The following is a 14735-nucleotide window of genomic DNA, read 5'->3' on the forward strand; positions in this document are numbered from 1 at the left end:
CGGCGCGCTCCGGCACCCTGTTCCGGAGCGCGCCGCGTCCCCCGTTTCCCCCCCGGCATCGGATCGCCCGTCATGCCGGATCTTGACGGTACGGCGCGCGCACCCCCCGATTCCTCCTGTCTGAGGTGGAGCGGCGGGCCGTGCCGCAAGGAGGAGCGGCGGCCGTACGTACAACCAGCGCGGTATGCCGTACCCCCCGAAGGGCCGATACGGCAAAGCCGACTCGGGCTCATGCCGAGGTGTATGCCGCCGTTGGCCAAGAGGCGCCGTCCGGGCCCTCCCCTCCCCGTAGCTCCAGTGGTGCAACCCGCGCGGATCGGGTAACTCTCACAAGTAGCGCTGTTCCAGCGGCCGACCGGCCCGCCGGCGCAGAACTCCCGATTCCGCGGCGAGGTGAGCTCCTGATGACTGCTCCATCCATCCGCAACGTTTCCGAGCGCGAAGCACGCCAGGTCGCCGAGGCGGCCCGCGAGCAGGACTGGCGCAAGCCCAGCTTCGCCAAGGAACTGTTCCTGGGGCGCTTCCGGCTCGACCTCATCCATCCGCACCCGACCCCCGCGGTCGACGACGTACGCCGTGGCGAGAAGTTTCTCGCCACACTGCGGGAGTTCTGCGAGACGCAGATCGACGCCGCCCGCATCGAGCGCGAGGCGAAGATCCCGGACGAGACGGTCAACGGGCTCAAGGAGCTCGGCGCGTTCGGTATGAAGATCGACCCGAAGTACGGCGGCCTCGGACTCACCCAGGTCTACTACAACCGGGCCCTGTCCCTGGTCGGCACCGCCAGCCCCGCGATCGGCGCGCTGCTCTCCGCGCATCAGTCGATCGGCGTACCGCAGCCGCTGAAGCTGTTCGGCACCAAGGAGCAGAAGGAGACCTTCCTGCCGCGCTGTGCCCGTACGGACATCTCGGCGTTCCTGCTGACCGAGCCGGATGTCGGCTCGGACCCGGCCCGGCTGGCGACGCTCGCTGTCCCGGACGGCGACGACTATGTGCTCGACGGCGTCAAGCTGTGGACCACCAACGGTGTGGTCGCCGATCTGCTGGTGGTGATGGCGCGGGTGCCCGCGTCCGAGGGGCACAAGGGCGGCATCACCGCCTTCGTCGTCGAGGCGGACTCGCCCGGCATCACCGTCGAGAACCGCAACGCGTTCATGGGCCTGCGCGGCCTGGAGAACGGGGTGACCCGCTTCCACCGGGTACGGGTCCCCGCCGCCCACCGCATCGGCCCCGAGGGCGCCGGCCTGAAGATCGCGCTGACCACCCTCAACACCGGCCGGCTCTCGCTGCCCGCGATGTGTGTGGGCTCCGGCAAGTGGTGCCTGAAGGTCGCCCGTGAATGGTCCGCGGCCCGTGAGCAGTGGGGCCGGCCGATCGCCAAGCACGAGGCCGTCGGCGCCAAGATCTCCTTCATCGCCGCGACCACCTTCGCCCTCGAAGCGGTCGTCGACCTCTCCTCCCAGATGGCCGACGAGAACCGCAACGACATCCGCATCGAGGCTGCCCTCGCCAAGCTCTACGGCTCCGAGATGGGCTGGCTGATGGCGGACGAGCTGGTCCAGATCCGCGGCGGCCGCGGCTTCGAGACCGCCGACTCGCTCGCCGCCCGCGGCGAACGCGCCGTCCCGGCCGAGCAGATGCTGCGCGATATGCGCATCAACCGGATCTTCGAGGGCTCCACGGAGATCATGCATCTGCTGATCGCCCGGGAGGCCGTGGACGCGCATCTGTCCGTCGCCGGCGACCTCATCGACCCCGACAAATCGCTCGCCGACAAGGGCCGGGCGGCGGCCAGGGCCGGCGGGTTCTACGCCCGCTGGCTGCCCAAGCTCGTCGCCGGACCGGGCCAGCTCCCGCGTACGTACCAGGAGTTCGGCCAGCTCGCGGGCCATCTGCGGTATGTCGAGCGAGCCGCCCGCAAGCTCGCCCGCTCCACCTTCTACGCGATGTCCCGCTGGCAGGGCCGGATGGAGACCAAACAGGGCTTCCTCGGCCGGATCGTCGACATCGGCGCCGAACTCTTCGCGATGAGCGCGGCCTGCGTACGGGCCGAGTATCTGCGGGAGACGGACGAGCACGGCCGTGAGGCACAGCAGCTGGCGGATGTGTTCTGCCGGCAGGCGCGGATCCGCGTCGAGGAGCTGTTCGGCCGGCTGTGGACCAACACCGACGAGCTCGACCGCAAGGTCGTCTCCGGCGTCCTGGACGGCGACTACACCTGGCTGGAGGAGGGCGTCATCGACCCCAGCGGCGAAGGCCCCTGGATCGCCGACGCCACCCCGGGCCAGAGCCTGAAGGACACCGTGCGCCGCCCCATCCGCTGAGCGGCCACCGCCTCGACACCCGGGGCCGGTCCGGCGAAGATCCGCCGGACCGGCCCCGGCGCGTGTCTTTCGGATCGGGGCGGCCCCGTGAGCCCGGCATGATCCGAAAGACGGCCTAGGTGTCCACGCCGCCCGGGCGACCGGCCACAATGGACCACATGACGGACTCCCTCGCCCATCCGCACCTGCGTTTCGAGCCGGCCTCCGGCGACCCCGACGGCCCGCGCCGCATCGTGATCCTCGGCTCGACCGGCTCGATCGGCACCCAGGCGATCGACATCGTGCTCCGCAACCCCGACCGCTTCCGGGTGACCGCGCTCTCCGCGGCCGGCGGCCGGGTCGAGCTGCTCGCCGAGCAGGCGCACCAGCTGCGGGTGGCCGCCGTCGCGGTGGCGCGCGAGGACGCGGTGCCCGCGCTGCGCGCGGCGCTGGCCGACCGGTACGACGCGGGTGAGCCGCTGCCCGAGGTGCTGGCCGGCCCCGACGCGGCCACCGAGCTGGCCGCCTCCGACTGCCACACCGTCCTCAACGGCATCACCGGCTCCATCGGCCTCGCCCCGACCCTGGCCGCCCTCCGGGCCGGCCGGGTGCTCGCCCTGGCCAACAAGGAGTCGCTGATCGTCGGCGGACCGCTGGTCAAGGCCATCGCCAAGCCCGGCCAGATCGTCCCCGTCGACTCCGAGCACTCCGCGCTCTTCCAGGCGCTCACCGGCGGCGACCGCGCCGAGGTGCGCAAGCTCGTCGTCACCGCCTCCGGCGGCCCGTTCCGCGGCCGTACGAAGAGCGAGCTGGCCGATGTCACGCCCGAGCAGGCGCTGGCCCACCCCACCTGGTCCATGGGGCCGGTCGTCACCATCAACTCCGCGACGCTCGTCAACAAGGGCCTGGAGGTCATCGAGGCGCATCTGCTCTTCGACGTCCCGTTCGACCGCATCGAGGTCGTCGTCCATCCGCAGTCCTACATCCACTCGATGGTGGAGTTCACCGACGGCTCGACGCTCGCCCAGGCCAGCCCGCCCGACATGCGGATGCCGATCGCGCTGGGCCTGGGCTGGCCGGAGCGGGTTTTGGACGCCGCACCGGGCGTGGACTGGACGAAGGCGCAGACCTGGGAGTTCTTCCCGCTCGACGAGAACGCCTTCCCGTCCGTCCCGCTGGCCCGCCACGTCGGTGATCTGGGCGGCACCGCCCCGGCCGTTTTCAACGCGGCGAACGAGGAATGCGTTGCCGCGTTCCTCAAGGGCGGGCTGCCGTTCACCGGGATTGTGGATACGGTCGCCGAAGTGGTCGCCGAGGGCTTGGCTTCCGGGATAGTAATGAAGAGCCAAGGCGGAGCGCAGCGGAGCGGAACGCCCGCGCAGGGAACCTCCCTGACCGTCGCGGACGTCCTGGAGGCGGAGACATGGGCGCGCGCCCGCGCCCGCGAACTGGCCGCCCGTGCGGCACGGACACCTTCGGAGGCTCGCGCATGACGACCTGGATGACCATCCTGGGCATAGTCGTCTTCGTCGTCGGCCTGCTGTTCTCCATCGCCTGGCACGAGCTCGGCCATCTCTCCACGGCCAAGATGTTCGGTATCCGCGTGCCGCAGTACATGGTGGGCTTCGGGCCGACGATCTTCTCCCGTAAGAAGGGCGACACCGAGTACGGCATCAAGGCCATCCCGCTCGGCGGCTATATCCGCATGATCGGGATGTTCCCGCCCGGGGACGACGGAAAGCTGCAGGCCCGCTCCACCTCGCCGTTCCGCGGCATGATCGAGGACGCCCGCTCGGCGGCCTTCGAGGAGCTGCAGCCCGGCGACGAGAAGCGGCTGTTCTACACGCGCAAGCCCTGGAAGCGCATCATCGTGATGTTCGCCGGGCCGTTCATGAATCTGATCCTGGCGGTCGTGATCTTCATGAGCGTGCTGATGGGCTTCGGTATCAACACCCAGACCACCCAGGTCGGCTCCGTCTCGGACTGCGTGATCTCGGCCGCCGCCAAGACCGACAAGTGCCCCTCCGGTGCCAAGGACTCCCCGGCCAAGGCCGCGGGCCTGCGGGCCGGCGACAAGATCGTCTCGTTCAACGGCCACGCCGTCCCGGACTGGGGCGCCCTCCAGCAGCAGATCCGCGACACCACCGGGCCCGCCACGCTCGTCGTCGAGCGGCACGGCGCCCGCCAGACGCTGCACGCCGACCTCATCGAGAACAAGGTCGCCAAGACCGACGGACACGGCGGCTATGTCCCCGGCGAGTTCGTCACCGCCGGATTCCTCGGCTTCACCCCGGCCAGCGGCGTCGTCCAGCAGTCCTTCGGCCAGTCCGTGGACCGCATGGGCAACATGGTCGAGCAGGGCGTCTCCTCGCTGGTCCATCTGCCCGCCAAGGTCCCGGACCTGTGGGACGCGGCCTTCAACGGCGGCGAACGCAAGCAGGACTCCCCGATGGGCGTGGTCGGCGCGGCCCGGGTCGGCGGAGAGGTCTTCTCCCTGAACATCCCGCCGGAGCAGCGGGTGGCGACGATGCTCTTCCTGGTCGCCGGCTTCAACCTGTCGCTGTTCCTGTTCAACATGCTGCCGCTGCTCCCGCTGGACGGCGGGCACATCGCCGGCGCCGTGTGGGAGTCCGTCCGGCGGGCCTTCGCCAAGATCGTCCGGCGGCCCGACCCCGGCCCCTTCGACGTCGCCAAGCTGATGCCGGTCGCCTACGTCGTCGCCGGGATCTTCATCTGCTTCACGCTGCTGGTGCTGGTCGCCGATGTGGTGAACCCGGTGAAACTGACCTGAAAGCGCGTTTGGCGGCGGCCGGGCACACCCGAGGCGTTTGGGGGTGTCCGGCCGCCTCCTTTCGAGGGGCCACAGGGGAGCGATGTGCCTCCGGCAACCCCTGTGCCGTAATCTCGAAGACCGGAGCCCGCCGATTCGGGACCTTGATCCATACCTTGGGGTTGCTCGCCAGATGACTGCCATTTCACTGGGAATGCCGGACGTACCGACCAAGCTCGCCGACCGCCGGGTCAGCCGCAAGATCCAGGTCGGTACGGTCGCCGTGGGCGGAGACGCACCGGTCTCGGTGCAGTCGATGACGACGACGCGGACGTCCGACATCGGCGCGACGCTGCAGCAGATCGCCGAGCTGACGGCCTCCGGATGCCAGATCGTCCGGGTCGCCTGCCCGACGCAGGACGATGCCGACGCGCTGCCCATCATTGCCAGGAAGTCGCAGATTCCGGTCATCGCGGACATCCACTTCCAGCCGAAGTACGTCTTCGCCGCCATCGACGCCGGCTGCGCCGCGGTCCGGGTGAACCCCGGCAACATCAAGCAGTTCGACGACAAGGTCAAGGAGATCGCCAAGGCGGCCTCCGACGCCGGCACCCCCATCCGTATCGGCGTGAACGCCGGCTCCCTGGACCGCCGCCTGCTGCAGAAGTACGGCAAGGCCACCCCCGAGGCGCTGGTCGAGTCCGCGCTGTGGGAGGCGTCCCTCTTCGAGGAGCACGGCTTCCGCGACATCAAGATCTCGGTCAAGCACAACGACCCGGTCGTGATGGTCAACGCCTACCGCCAGCTCGCCGCCCAGTGCGACTACCCGCTCCACCTCGGCGTCACGGAGGCCGGCCCCGCCTTCCAGGGCACCATCAAGTCCGCCGTCGCCTTCGGCGCGCTGCTCAGCGAGGGCATCGGCGACACCATCCGGGTCTCGCTGTCCGCGCCGCCCGCCGAAGAGGTCAAGGTCGGCATCTCCATCCTGGAGTCGCTCAACCTCCGCCAGCGCCGTCTGGAGATCGTCTCCTGCCCGTCCTGCGGCCGCGCCCAGGTCGATGTCTACAAGCTCGCCGACGAGGTCACCGCGGGCCTGGAGGGCATGGAGGTGCCGCTGCGCGTCGCCGTCATGGGCTGCGTCGTCAACGGCCCCGGCGAGGCCCGCGAGGCCGACCTCGGTGTCGCCTCCGGCAACGGCAAGGGCCAGATCTTCGTCAAGGGCGAGGTCATCAAGACCGTCCCCGAGTCGAAGATCGTCGAGACCCTGATCGAAGAGGCCATGAAGATCGCCGAGCAGATGGAGAAGGACGGCGTCGCCTCCGGCAGCCCCGTCGTCTCCGCCGCGGGCTGACCCACCCCGCCGCACAGCCGCCGAGCCCCGCCGCCCGCCCCGGGCCGCGGGGCTCACGGCTGCCCGGGGCACTTGCCACGGCAGCGGCCGGGTGCTCCCGTGCAGGTGGAGGTAAAGTGCCAAGACCTGCTCCCGCCTGGCCTCCCAGGCCCGTAACGGTGAGGCATTCCGACACGTGCTGACGACCACCACCATCAAGGTCCTCCAGCCCGGAGAGCTCGACGACGCCCTCGCGGTCCTGGACCGCGATCCGGTCGCCAATGCCTTTGTCGCCGCCCGCGTACAGATCGCCGGCCTCGACCCCTGGCGGCTGGGCGGCGAGATGTGGGGCTGGTACGTCGACGGCCGGCTGGAATCGCTGTGCTACGCCGGCGCCAACCTCGTCCCCGTCTGCGCCGGCTCCGAAGCCATCCGCGGCTTCGCCGAACGCGCCCGCCGCCAGGGCCGCCGCTGCTCCTCCATCGTCGGCCCCGCAGGCCCCACCGCCGAGCTGTGGTCGTTCCTGGAACCGTACTGGGGCCCGGCCCGCGAGATCCGCGCCCACCAGCCCCTGATGGTTACCACCTCGCCGTCCGCCGAGATCGCCCCCGACCCGTACGTCCGGCGGATCCGCAAGGACGAGATGGACCTGATCATGCCCGCGTGCGTGGCCATGTTCACCGAAGAGGTCGGCATCTCCCCGATGGCGGGCGACGGCGGGCTGCTCTACCAGGCCCGGGTCGCCGAACTCGTCGGCTCCGGCCGCTCCTTCGCCCGCATCGAGGACGGCAAGGTCATCTTCAAGGCCGAGATCGGCGCCGCCACCCACCGGGCCTGCCAGATCCAGGGCGTCTGGGTCGACCCCGCCTACCGCGGCAAGGGCCTGTCCGAGACGGGCATGGCGGCCGTGCTGCGCTATGCGCTCAGCGATGTCGCGCCCGTGGTCAGTCTGTACGTCAACGACTTCAACACCGCCGCCCGCGCCTCCTACCGCCGGGTGGGCTTCGAGGAAGTCGGCGCGTTCATGAGCGTACTGTTCTGACCCGGCGCCGTTCCCAGCCGCCGCCTTGTACGCTCCGACCATGGATGACGTCGCGGTCGGCCCCCTCGATCTCGCTGCCCGGGTGGACGACGCGCTCGCCGTCCAAGCGCTCGCCTTCGGCCTGAGCAACGAGGAGATCGCCGTCCGCCGGCACATCGTGCTGCGCCACCTCGGCTGCGCCGGCGCCCGCGCCCTCGGCGCCACCACCTCCGCCGGCCGGCTCGTCGGCTTCGTCTACGGCATGCCCAACGACCGCGCCTACTGGTGGTCCACCGTCGTCGAGCCCTATCTGCGCAGCGAGGGCCTAGACCACTGGCTCGACGACTCCTTCACCATCACCGAGCTGCACGTCCACCCCGCCTACCAGCACCGCGGCATCGGCCGGGCGCTGATCACCCGCATCACGGACGAGGCGAGCGAACCGCGCTCCATCCTGTCCGCGATCGACATCGAGAGTCCGGCCCGGGGGCTGTACCGCTCGCTCGGCTACCGCGATATCGCGCGGCGGGTGCTGTTCCCCAGCGCGCCCACGCCGTACGCCGTGATGGGGGCGACACTGCCGCTGCTGAGGCCCTGAAGGCGCCGTTCCGCCCGGCCCGGCCGGCCGCCTGTGGTGGAACGCATTTCCTTGCGCCACACCCCTGCGGCTAACCTCCTGGGAGTCACCTTTCTTACGCAGGAGAAACTCCCATGGCCAACGCCGCACAGGTCCAGCGCATGTCCCGCTTGATGATCAAGACACTGCGCGACGACCCGGCCGACGCCGAGACCGCCAGCCACAAGCTGCTCGTCCGCGCCGGGTACGTCCGCCGCTCCTCCGCCGGCATCTGGACGTGGCTGCCGCTGGGCAAGAAGGTCCTGGAGAACGTCTCCCGCATCGTGCGCGAAGAGATGGACGCCATCGGCGGCCAGGAAGTCCTGCTGCCGGCCCTGCTGCCCAAGGAGCCCTACGAGGCCAGCGGCCGCTGGGAGGAGTACGGCGACCTGCTCTTCCGCCTCAAGGACCGCAAGGGCAGCGACTACCTCCTCGGCCCCACCCACGAAGAGATCTTCACCCTCACGGTCAAGGACCAGTGCACGTCCTACAAGGACCTGCCGGTGATCCTCTACCAGATCCAGACCAAGTACCGCGACGAGGCCCGCCCCCGCTCCGGTGTGCTGCGCGGCCGCGAGTTCCAGATGAAGGACTCGTACAGCTTCGACACCACCGACGAGGGGCTGGCGCAGTCCTACGCGCTGCACCGCGAGGCGTACCAGAAGATCTTCCAGCGTCTGGGTCTGGACTACCGCATCGTCTCCGCCGTCTCCGGTGCGATGGGCGGCTCCGCCTCCGAGGAGTTCCTGGCGCCCGCTTCGGCCGGTGAGGACACCTTCGTGGACTGCCCGTCCTGCGACTACGCCGCCAACACCGAGGCCGTGACGGTCAAGGTCGCGCCGGTCGACGGCGGCGCGCACGGCCCCGTCGAGGAGCTGGACACCCCCGACACCCCGACCATCGAGGCGCTCGCCGAGTACCTCGGTGTGCAGGCGTCCGCGACCCTGAAGAACCTCCTGGTCAAGGTCGACGGCGAGATCGTCGCGGTCGGCGTCCCCGGCAACCGCGAGGTCGACCTCGGCAAGCTCGGCGAGCACCTCGCGCCGGCCACCGTCGAGCTGGTCACCGCCGAGGACTTCGTCGACCGCCCCGACCTGGTCCGGGGCTACGTCGGCCCGCAGGGTCTGGCCGGCAAGGCGTTCCGCTACATCGCCGACCCGCGCATCGCCCCCGGCACCGCCTGGATCACCGGCGCCAACAAGGAGGGCAGGCACGCCAAGAACGTCGTCGCCGGCCGTGACTTCGAGGTCGACGATTACCTCGACGTGGTGGTCGTCGAGCCCGGCGACCCCTGCCCCAAGTGCGGCACCGGCCTGAAGATCGACCGCGCCATCGAGATCGGTCACATCTTCCAGCTCGGGCGCAAGTACGCGGACGCCTTCGAGCTCGATGTGCTCGGCCAGAACGGCAAGCCGACCCGGGTCACCATGGGCTCGTACGGCATCGGCGTGTCCCGTGCGGTGGCCGCGCTCGCCGAGCAGACCCACGACGAGTCGGGGCTGTGCTGGCCGCGTGAGGTCGCGCCGGCCGATGTGCATGTCGTCGCGGCCGGCAAGGCCAAGCAGACCGAGCTCGCGCTGGAGGTCGGGGAGCGGCTCGGCGCGGCGGGGCTGCGGGTGCTGGTCGACGACCGGGCGGGTGTCTCGCCGGGTGTGAAGTTCACCGACGCGGAGCTGCTGGGTGTGCCGACCATCGTGGTCGCCGGGCGGCGGGCCGCGGAGGGGGTCGTCGAGGTCAAGGACCGGCGGACGGGTGAGCGTGAGGAGATGACGGTCGAGGAGGCTGTTGCTCGTCTCAGTGCGTGATGTGACGTGATGTGTGGTGCGGCGCTGTCGGTCTGTGGCCGGCAGCGTCGTGCTTTTGGTGCCGATTTCGGCGCTGGGTGTCGCCTTCTCGCCGTTGCCGACCTTGTGTCCGTGGGGTGCGCCTGTTGTACGTGACGGGGTCGGTTCCGCACCGGGGTATCTCCTCGGGGCATGCGCCCTCGGGTACGTGCGCGGCATGGGCCCGCTGTTGGCGCAAGTCCCGCTGCGGGGACACCCCGGTACGGCCCCTCCGGTGCGTACGCGGCTGACCGGCCGGTGGGGCGCCTTGTGGGGTTAAAGCCAGGCGGCGAACTCCAGTAGTAGTTCGCCGCGTTGGCGGTCGCCTGTTGCTAGCTCTCGTACGGCCGTGTTCACCGCGCGGTAGAGGGTCCAGTCGCGGAGGCGGTCCCGGTCCACGTCCAGGGAGTCGGCCAGTTTGGTCACTCGGCGGCGGGTCGCGGCGGATGCGCCGGAGCCGGCCATGAGGTCTTCGAAGCGGTCCAGGACCAGTGCGGCGAGGTCGTATGCGCGCTCGCCGACCACGGGGGACGGGCCGATCACCAGCCAGGGCGAGCGGTCGCCGGCCAGGACCTTGCCCTGGCGGAATGCGCCGTGCAGGAGGAACTCTTCGTCGGATGTGGTGGGGAGGGTGCGGCGTAGTTCCCGTGCCTCGTCCACCAAGGGGGCTGCTGTGGGGGTCAGTTCTTCGGCCGTGCGCAGTGCTTCGGTGGCTTGTGTGGTACGGCCGGCCAGGGTCTCGAAGGGGTGGGGCGTGCTTGGCGCCACCCAGAGGCGGCGTACCGTGCCGGCTGCCTCCAGGAGGGCCTTGGCCTCGGGGAGTGAGCGGAGCGACACCCCGGCCTGGAGGCGCTCCAGCAGCAGTGCGCCGGTCTTGTCGTCGGAGCGCAGGAGTCGTACGGCGCCCGAGCCGTCCCATATCTCCAGTGCTGCCGCCTCGTGTGCGGACGCCCGGCCGGGTACCGGGAATTTGAGCGCCGCGGGGGTCCCGTCCTGCTGGTGTACGAGTGCGAGCAGGCTGCTGCGGCCACCGGGGGCGTGCACCCGTTCCAGCGTCAGGTCCCAGGCGTCCAGCTGGTGCTGAACCAGTGTCGGCAGCGCTGTGAGCCACTCCCGCCCGTCCTGATCGCCGCTCAGCGAACTCACCAACCGCTGCGGTGGTTCGATGGGTGCCGTTGCCATGCTTGAGCTGTCCTTTTCCTGGGGCGGAGACCGCGGGGCGGCCGGTCGTTCAGAGCGCGTCGGCGGAGGCGCTCGCGGAGCCGGACGGAGCGGCGGCCGTGGCCCGCTCCACGAGCCCAGGGAAGGCTACGCCGCTGCCGCGCCAGCGCACCGCCCGCACTGCCGCCTCGCGCAGCGCGGCCGCCGCCTCCCGGCGTCTGGCCTTGCCGCCGGCCCGTACGAGATCCGCGTAGACGGCGGCCAGGCGGTCCTCCAGCTCCGCCGCCAGCCGTGCCGCGGCGGCTGCGTCGGGGACCGGGAAGGGCAGTTCGTAGGCGGCGGCCGCGGCCTGCGGGGTGCCGCCCAGATCGCGTACCTCGCGGTGCAGTGCGTCCCGGCGGGCGCGATGTCCGTCGTACGCCGTCTGGGCCTCGGTGCGCCGGTTGCGGGCGATGCGGCCGCCGACCACGCCGTAGCCGTACACGGCTGCGTGCTCGGCGGCCAGCGCTGCCTGCACCGCCGTCAGCTCGTCCTCGTGCCTGTTCGCCATGGTGTGCACGCCCCTCGTCTTGCTCATCCCGTCGGCTCCGTCAGCAGGTAGGCATGGACCGCGCCGGACGCGGCGACCGAGGCGAGCAGCCGGGCCAGCTCGGGGGGTGCGGTGGTCAGTGCCTGGGTACGGGCGTCGGCGAGCTTGCGCTCCGCGTCGGCGAGCGCCGTGCGGGCGGCCCGTTCGTCCTGGGGGACCGGGGGGCCGGACGGCCGCGCGGCGTGCGAGGGCCGGCCGGATGCGGAGGCGCCGGCGTCGTGCGCGGGGGTGCGGTCGTCGGTGAACGCCTCGGCGTGCCGGGCGACTTCGGTGCGCAGCGGGCGCAGCCGCGACTCCAGCGCCGGGTGTGCGGCGAGCGCCGCGTCATAGCGGGCCAGCAGGGTCGTACTGTCGCGGGCCGAGCGCTCGCGCAGTCGGTCGGCGGCGGAGGAGTGCTCGGCCCGGTCGGGGCCGGAGTCCTCGGAGCAGCCCGTGAGCAGGGCGGCGCCCCCGAGGGCGGCACCGGCCAGCAGGGTCCTTCTGCGCGTGAGCGCCACTTTCGGCACGTTGCACTTCCCGGGGTCTTTCGTAGTGATCACCGCAGGCGAGAGTATCCGTGACCACCCACCGAATCGTCAGTACCCCGCCGGAACCGATAGGCTTTGACCCGACACGCGACCCACCCACAACAGCACACGCGGCCGAGGAGTCACCCGGATGAGCACCACCCAGAGCGAGAGGCTGCGCGGATTGCTTGAACCGCTCGTCGCCGCGCGAGACCTGGATCTGGAAGAGATCGAGGTGACACCGGCAGGCAAGCGGCGGGTACTGAGGATCGTGGTCGACTCCGACGAGGGCGTCCAGCTGGACGAGTGTGCCGAGCTGAGCCGCGAGGCCTCCCAGGTCCTGGACGACTCCGATGTGATGGGCGGCGCGCCGTACACCCTCGAGGTGACGTCACCGGGCGCCGACCGGCCGCTGACCGAGCTGCGGCACTACCGCCGCGCCGTCGGCCGGCTCATCAAGGCCCAACTCCACGAGGGTGGGGAGCTGGTGGCCCGGATCATCGCCGTCGACGACGACGGACTTGATCTTGAGGTGCCGGGTGTCAAGGGGCGCAAGCCGAGCGCACGCCGGGTCTTGTTCGACGAGATCGCCAAGGCGCGTGTCGAGCTGGAGTTCAACCGCAAGTCCGACAAGCGCGACGCGCAGCACGACGAGAAGATCGACGAGAACGACGAGAACAAGGAGGAGGCGTAGCCGTGGATATCGACATGAGTGCCCTGCGGGGTCTGGTGCGGGAGAAGGAGATCTCGTTCGACCTGCTGGTCGAGGCGATCGAGTCGGCCCTCCTCATCGCCTACCACCGCACCGAAGGCAGCCGCCGGCGGGCGCGGGTGGAGCTGGACCGCAGCACCGGCCATGTGACGGTGTGGGCGAAGGAAGACCCGGAGGATCTGGAGGAGGGTGCCGAACCCCGCGAGTTCGACGACACCCCGTCCGGCTTCGGGCGGATCGCGGCGACCACCGCCAAGCAGGTCATCCTGCAGCGGCTGCGGGACGCCGAGGAGGAGATCACCTTCGGCGAGTTCGCCGGACGTGAGGGCGATGTCATCACCGGCGTCGTCCAGCAGGGCAAGGACCCCAAGAACGTCCTGGTCGACATCGGCCGGATGGAGGCCATGCTGCCGGTGCAGGAGCAGGTCCCCGGTGAGGACTACACGCACGGCACGCGACTGCGCTCGTACGTCGTACGGGTGGTCAAGGGCGTACGCGGTCCCTCGGTGACGCTGTCGCGCACCCATCCCAATCTGGTGAAGAAACTGTTCGCCATGGAGGTGCCGGAGATCGCCGACGGGTCGGTGGAGATCGCCGCCATCGCGCGGGAGGCCGGGCACCGTACGAAGATCGCTGTGCGGTCCACCCGCTCGGGGCTGAACCCCAAGGGTGCCTGCATCGGCCCGATGGGCGGCCGGGTGCGCGCCGTGATGGCCGAGCTGCACGGCGAGAAGATCGACATCGTGGACTGGTCGGACGACCCGGCCGAGCTGGTGGCGAACGCGCTGTCGCCGGCCCGGGTCAGCAAGGTCGAGGTCGTGGACCTGGCGGCGCGCTCCGCCCGGGTCACCGTCCCCGACTACCAGCTGTCGCTGGCCATCGGCAAGGAAGGGCAGAATGCCCGGCTCGCCGCCCGTCTCACGGGCTGGCGGATCGACATCCGGCCGGACACCGAGCAGCACGCACCGCAGGGCTGAAATCACCTGCGGTAGCCGGCGTGCGCCGCGGCCCTCCGGAAAAATCGGTGGTGCCGCGGCGGTCCGCCGGGAATTCTGAGCAGCGCTCCGGCCTTTACCCCATCGGGGTGGGGTCGGCGCGGGGAGGTAGACTTAAGCAGTGTCTGGCCGGACGCATGCCCGCGCATGCCCTGAGCGCACGTGTCTGGGATGCCGGGAGCGAGCGGCCAAGGGCGATTTGCTGCGCATCGTGGAGATCGAGGGTGAGTGTGTCCCCGATCCTCGCGGTACGCTGCCCGGCCGGGGTGCTTACGTGCACCCGACATTGGTCTGCCTCGACCTGGCGGTTCGCCGCCGGGCGTTCCCCCGGGCCTTTCGGGGCCGGGGACCGTTCGACACGGCGGCGTTGCGTCGGTCCCTCGAGCGGGGCGCCGGTTGAAGCCGCCATTGCAATAACGCACAGCAAGACGCACAGCGCACGGAAAACCGTGCGGTCAGGTACCTCGCGAGTCGGAAGTAGGTCGAGATTGCGATGAGCACTCGATGAGTACGCGATGAGTACGCCCATGAAGTAGCGACGGTCCGGTGGACAAACCCGGACCTAGAAGGAGCGAAGTGGCTAAGGTCCGGGTATACGAACTCGCCAAGGAGTTCGGCGTTGAGAGCAAGGTCGTCATGGCCAAGCTCCAAGAACTTGGTGAATTCGTCCGTTCGGCGTCCTCGACGATCGAGGCGCCGGTTGTTCGCAAGTTGACCGACGCTTTCCAGGCAGGCAGCGGCAATGGCCGCGCCGCCGGTAAGCCCGCGGCGCCGCGCAAGTCGGCCCCCGCGAAGCCGTCCGCGCCGTCCCCGGCGCAGGCGGCACGTCCTGCTGCCCCGAAGCCGGGCGCCCCCAAGCCGGGCCCCGCGGCTCCGGCTCCGGCCGCCCCCGAGGCGCCGGTGACCCCC

The 14735-nt window shown here is 70.5% G+C and carries 14 protein-coding genes; 11 read left to right on the plus strand and 3 right to left on the minus strand.

The window, feature by feature from the left end; translation table 11 throughout:
- Positions 1–404: 404 nt before the first annotated feature.
- The 7 genes from DY245_RS37710 to DY245_RS37740 all read left to right on the plus strand — a co-directional run bounded on the left by DY245_RS37710 (position 405) and on the right by DY245_RS37740 (position 9845).
- A complete protein-coding gene (locus DY245_RS37710) occupies positions 405–2324 on the plus strand; it encodes an acyl-CoA dehydrogenase family protein (RefSeq protein WP_128511609.1) in 1920 nt (639 codons plus the stop codon).
- 158 nt (positions 2325–2482) lie between these two features.
- The gene (gene dxr, locus DY245_RS37715) at positions 2483–3796 is read left to right on the plus strand and encodes a 1-deoxy-D-xylulose-5-phosphate reductoisomerase (RefSeq protein WP_128511610.1); all 1314 of its coding nucleotides are present in this window, start codon (positions 2483–2485) and stop codon (positions 3794–3796) included.
- Positions 3793–5094: a M50 family metallopeptidase gene (locus DY245_RS37720; RefSeq protein WP_128511611.1), complete on the plus strand. Its 1302-nt coding sequence runs from the start codon at positions 3793–3795 to the stop codon at positions 5092–5094. Before dxr ends, DY245_RS37720 begins: the two co-directional genes overlap by 4 nt.
- A 172-nt stretch (positions 5095–5266) precedes the next feature.
- Positions 5267–6424: a flavodoxin-dependent (E)-4-hydroxy-3-methylbut-2-enyl-diphosphate synthase gene (ispG, locus tag DY245_RS37725; protein ID WP_128511612.1), complete on the plus strand. Its 1158-nt coding sequence runs from the start codon at positions 5267–5269 to the stop codon at positions 6422–6424.
- 175 nt (positions 6425–6599) lie between these two features.
- A complete protein-coding gene (locus tag DY245_RS37730; protein ID WP_128511613.1) occupies positions 6600–7445 on the plus strand; it encodes a GNAT family N-acetyltransferase in 846 nt (281 codons plus the stop codon).
- A gap of 40 nt (positions 7446–7485) precedes the next feature.
- Positions 7486–8022, plus strand: coding sequence for a GNAT family N-acetyltransferase (locus tag DY245_RS37735; protein ID WP_128511614.1), 537 nt, complete (start codon positions 7486–7488; stop codon positions 8020–8022).
- Between the two features lie 113 nt (positions 8023–8135).
- The gene (locus DY245_RS37740) at positions 8136–9845 is read left to right on the plus strand and encodes a proline--tRNA ligase (protein WP_128511615.1); all 1710 of its coding nucleotides are present in this window, start codon (positions 8136–8138) and stop codon (positions 9843–9845) included.
- Positions 9846–10139: 294 nt separating this feature from the next.
- Here DY245_RS37740 and DY245_RS37745 read toward each other — a convergent pair whose 3' ends face one another.
- Genes DY245_RS37745 through DY245_RS37755 form a run of 3 tightly spaced genes read right to left on the minus strand, consistent with a single transcriptional unit; the run spans position 10140 to position 12110 of the window.
- Positions 10140–11045, minus strand: a complete 906-nt coding sequence (locus DY245_RS37745; protein ID WP_128511616.1) for an aminoglycoside phosphotransferase family protein — start codon at positions 11043–11045, stop codon at positions 10140–10142.
- A gap of 49 nt (positions 11046–11094) precedes the next feature.
- Positions 11095–11601 (minus strand): ferritin-like domain-containing protein, encoded by a 507-nt coding sequence (locus DY245_RS37750; RefSeq protein WP_425329494.1) that lies wholly within the window; start codon positions 11599–11601, stop codon positions 11095–11097.
- Complete coding sequence (locus tag DY245_RS37755) at positions 11598–12110, minus strand: hypothetical protein (protein ID WP_128511617.1); 513 nt, start codon at positions 12108–12110, stop codon at positions 11598–11600. Before DY245_RS37755 ends, DY245_RS37750 begins: the two co-directional genes overlap by 4 nt.
- A 160-nt stretch (positions 12111–12270) precedes the next feature.
- Between DY245_RS37755 and rimP the strand changes: the two genes are divergently transcribed.
- The 4 genes from rimP to DY245_RS37775 all read left to right on the plus strand — a co-directional run.
- The gene (rimP, locus tag DY245_RS37760) at positions 12271–12813 is read left to right on the plus strand and encodes a ribosome maturation factor RimP (RefSeq protein WP_128511618.1); all 543 of its coding nucleotides are present in this window, start codon (positions 12271–12273) and stop codon (positions 12811–12813) included.
- A gap of 2 nt (positions 12814–12815) precedes the next feature.
- Positions 12816–13808, plus strand: coding sequence for a transcription termination factor NusA (nusA, locus tag DY245_RS37765; RefSeq protein WP_128511619.1), 993 nt, complete (start codon positions 12816–12818; stop codon positions 13806–13808).
- Positions 13809–13947: 139 nt separating this feature from the next.
- A complete protein-coding gene (locus tag DY245_RS37770) occupies positions 13948–14226 on the plus strand; it encodes a YlxR family protein (RefSeq protein WP_128511620.1) in 279 nt (92 codons plus the stop codon).
- Positions 14227–14402: 176 nt separating this feature from the next.
- Positions 14403–14735 (plus strand): translation initiation factor IF-2 N-terminal domain-containing protein (locus tag DY245_RS37775; RefSeq protein WP_181924044.1); only part of this gene is annotated, 333 nt, incomplete at its 3' end.

It is taken from the genome of Streptomyces inhibens (assembly GCF_003389455.1).
Taxonomy (GTDB): domain Bacteria; phylum Actinomycetota; class Actinomycetes; order Streptomycetales; family Streptomycetaceae; genus Streptomyces; species Streptomyces inhibens.